General features: G+C 49.0%; 4 protein-coding genes and 2 pseudogenes. 3 read left to right on the forward strand and 3 right to left on the reverse strand.

Features of this window, described 5'->3' with window-relative positions; translation table 11 throughout:
• Positions 1 to 120: IS30 family transposase (locus LBO03_10160; GenBank protein ID MDR3349938.1), on the reverse strand; the 120-nt coding region annotated here is incomplete at its 3' end.
• Between the two features lie 214 nt (positions 121 to 334).
• On the opposite strand from LBO03_10160, the pseudogene LBO03_10165 reads away from it, so the two are divergent.
• The 3 genes and pseudogenes from LBO03_10165 to ilvE all read left to right on the forward strand — a co-directional run bounded on the left by LBO03_10165 (position 335) and on the right by ilvE (position 2,520).
• Positions 335 to 1,064 (forward strand): annotated as a pseudogene (locus LBO03_10165) (transposase family protein).
• Between the two features lie 15 nt (positions 1,065 to 1,079).
• A pseudogene (locus tag LBO03_10170) lies at positions 1,080 to 1,364 on the forward strand (transposase).
• A gap of 295 nt (positions 1,365 to 1,659) precedes the next feature.
• Positions 1,660 to 2,520, forward strand: coding sequence for a branched-chain-amino-acid transaminase (ilvE, locus tag LBO03_10175; protein ID MDR3349939.1), 861 nt, complete (start codon positions 1,660 to 1,662; stop codon positions 2,518 to 2,520).
• Between the two features lie 294 nt (positions 2,521 to 2,814).
• Here the strand turns inward: ilvE and LBO03_10180 are convergent, their stop codons facing one another.
• Together LBO03_10180 and LBO03_10185 are read right to left on the reverse strand one after the other, a co-directional pair.
• Positions 2,815 to 3,258 (reverse strand): Hsp20/alpha crystallin family protein, encoded by a 444-nt coding sequence (locus LBO03_10180; GenBank protein ID MDR3349940.1) that lies wholly within the window; start codon positions 3,256 to 3,258, stop codon positions 2,815 to 2,817.
• 152 nt (positions 3,259 to 3,410) lie between these two features.
• Positions 3,411 to 3,538 (reverse strand): IS5/IS1182 family transposase (locus LBO03_10185; protein ID MDR3349941.1); only part of this gene is annotated, 128 nt, incomplete at its 5' end.

Below are 3,538 nucleotides of genomic sequence, written 5' to 3' on the forward strand. Positions count from 1 at the left end.
CGCTGTCCCGCGTTTTATCTTGCGGCTCACGGTCCCTTTGTCACGGCCGATCTTCCCCGCTGTCGCCGTTGCGCCATATCCCTCCCGGCTAAACGCTTTTGTCTCTCCCCGTTCGCTCATTGACAGGTGTTGAAATGTCCGCCGTTTTGTTGTATGCTATTTTTGAGCCATAGGGTTTCGCCCCCTTCATTGTTATTCTTGTCAAACTCAATGATGACGCTTTTCCCTATGGTTTTCTGTTTTCTTTTTCTGTTGCATTTCATTTTACAACGAACCTTATTAGATCTCTCCAATAATTAAAGAAATTCCTCAAAAAAACCGATAAAAAGGTATGATGAATAAATATGATGCGTCGCAAAAGCTGACGGGAGAACAATTCAAGCGGATAATCGGAGTAAGGAAAGCAACATTTGCAGAAATGTTAAGCGCATTGCGCAAGGGATACGCCGACAAACACAAAAGGCGGGGACGGCACAGTAGGTTGCCTGTTGAATTGCAATTGATGATGGCTCTTGAATACCTGCGCCAATACGCCACGTTTGCGGAACTGGGGTTTAACTATGGCATTTGCGAGAGCACGGCGCAAAATTATGTCGTGTGGTTGGAAGAGATGCTGACAAAGAGCGGGAAGTTTAGGTTGCCGGGCAAGAAAAAGCAACATACCATCAAAACGCGACTGATCGTAAACAAGGTTAGCAAGGAAACCATTTGCACGGCACACGCCGAGTGTTCCTGCCATGACTTCAGGCTTTACGGGGAAAGTGTAGGGAGGGCAATAAGCGGGGGCATAAAAGCAAAAAAGTGCGACAGCGGTTGCCAAGGCATACTTAGGCTTCACGAGAACAGTGAGACCCCGAAGAAGAAACCAAAAGGCGGCGAGCTCACCCCTGAAGAGAAAGCCGATAACAGGCGCATCTCATGCGAGCGTATTCTCATGGAAAACATCAACGCTAAAATCAAGGCGTTCAAAATTACGGCCAACAAAATACAGAAACCGCCGCAACCGTTTCCAGCTTAGAATGTCCTTGATTTGCGGCATTTATAATTTTGAGTTGTCGGCTTAATTATTGGAGAGGTCTATTGAAGGCATTGAGGCCGAAGCGCTGCTGGCCGATCGTGGCTATGACGCAAACGTAATAGTGGAGGCGGCACAAAAGGCAGGAATGCAAGTAGTAATCCCGCCGAAGAAGAACCGAAGCGTGAAGCGGGATTGCAACGCATATCTTTACAGGTTGCGCCCCTTGGTGGAGAATGCGTTCCTCGCGCTGAAACATTGGCGTGGCATTGCCACGCGCTACGCAAAAAACACGGCTTCCTTTTTGGTGGCAGTTCAATTGCGCTGCATTGCAATATGGTCTTCCATCTATTGGCGGCGCTATCTATCACACCCCTCATTTTGCCCTTGCAAAAGGGCTTTTTTATTGGCGACCCTCTTGTGCCGGTCTTGTCGCGAAAATCGCCCCAGGCCCGGGCGAAACATACCGTGCCATCGAAATCGCCGGCTATAAATATAGACCCCGTTCAAAAAGGGCAGCGCTGCCGGCCGGCATATTTCCCCCCGGCTTTCCCGCTTGCGCGGAAAATATTTTAAATCGTTTAACAAAACAGGCGTTTCGGTATATAATTAAAATGTATATTGACTTTGCAAGGAGTGATAGCGTGGCTAAGTTCGTTTATGTCAACGGCGAATATTTTGACGAAGATAACGCGAAAATATCGGTTTTCGATCACGGTTTTTTGTACGGCGACGGCATTTTTGAAGGAATACGCATTTACGGCGGCAAAATCTTCAAATGCCGTGAGCATTTTGACAGGCTCTACGACGGCGCGAAAGCGATCGCCCTGAAAATACCGTTGGGAAAAGACGCCCTTATTGCGGCCACCGAAGAAACCTGCCGCAAAAATCAGCTTGCCGATGGCTACATAAGGCTGATAATATCGCGAGGCAAAGGCACTTTGGGGCTTGATCCCGATAAATGCCCCCATCCCGGCGTGGTTATCATCGCCGACAAAATCCAAATCTATCCCCCGGAAATGTATGAAAAAGGCATGAGGGTCATAACCGCCTCCACCCGGCGCAACACTCCGGGCGCACTCGACCCGCAGATAAAATCCCTCAACTATCTTAACAACATACTGGCCAAAATAGAAGCAAGCAACGCCGGCGTCCCTGAAGCCATCATGCTAAATTCCCAGGGCCTGGTCTGCGAATGTACCGGCGACAATATCTTTATCGTAAAAGGCGGCGCCATTTATACTCCGCCCATACACACGGGCGCGCTCAACGGCATAACCCGCGGCGCGGTCATGGAGATTGCCGCAAACAAAGGCTACGCCGTCCAGGAAAAAGATTTCACTCTGACCAACGTCTATACCGCCGACGAATGTTTCTTTACCGGCACGGCGGCCGAGATAATCGGCGTTACCAACGTGGACGGGCGAATAATCGGTTCAGGTGTCGCTGGCAAAGTTACGCGCGAGCTTACCGCCGCTTTCAGGGAGCTGGCTAGAGCCTGTTAAAACTATCCGAAATGTTCAGATTTTGAGCGAATTTTTCGCCAAGCGCGGCGCAAAACCCGCCGGAAGATGAAAATCAAGCGAGTGCCGACGCGCCTTGACGGAAAGGAGGACAAACAAAATGAAAAAATGGGAATGTACCGTATGCGGCTATGTGCACGAAGGCGACGCTCCGCCTGACAGTTGCCCGGTTTGCGGGGTGGGGCCGGATCTTTTCCAGGAAGCCGCGAACAGCTGATTGAGCGACCCAAGCAAAAAAGCGCGGGGAATTTGCCCGCGCTTTTTTGTGCGTTCCCGTCACTCAATATTAATTTGGACGGAATTACTTTTCGGTTCCACTTTAGCGACCGCGACGGTCAAAACGCCGTTTTCCATTTTGGCCTTTATTCCGTCAGGATTGGCCTCGTTCAGGTAAATGCTTCTGGATACCGAGCTCAGGCGCCTTTCTCTGTGGATATAGGTTTTTCCGTCTTCCTCCGCCGATTCGTCTTTTTTTACGGAAATAGTCAACCGTCCGTCATTGAGATCCAAGCTGATTTCTTCCTTTTTTACGCCGGGAAGCTCCGCATGGATAAGAAATTCCTTAGGGGTCTCTTCAACGTCAATTTTGAAGGTGTCCCTCGCCAAATTGCGGTACGGAAGGAGACTATCCGAAAAAAAGTCGTCCAGCATGTTGTAAAGGCCATCGTATCCTAAAGGTGACGACGGCGACCTCCGGTTGAAGGGAATAAGTCCTGCCATGTTCAACAACTCCTTTCAAAGGTTTAATTAATATTTACCTATTATTAGCACTCATATAATTCGAGTGCTAATTAATTTATACCATACCCCAAATATCTTGTCAATACTTTTGGCAAAAAATAATTTTTGGCGGTTCATTGTAGATAGTGTCGTCAATAGACAGAAGACCATATTGCAATGCAGCGCACTTGAACTGCCGGCAAAAAGGAAGCCGTGTTTTTTGCATAGCGCGTAGCTATGCCCCGCCAACGCTTCAGCGCGAGGAACGCATTCTCCACCA

The organism is Acidaminococcales bacterium (assembly GCA_031290885.1).
Classification (GTDB): domain Bacteria; phylum Bacillota; class Negativicutes; order Acidaminococcales; family JAISLQ01; genus JAISLQ01.

Bases quoted from the DNA above. Each gene is read 5' to 3' on its own strand.
- LBO03_10180 (MDR3349940.1), bottom strand. From the start codon at position 3,258: ATGGCAGGACTTATTCCCTTCAACCGGAGGTCGCCGTCGTCACCTTTA.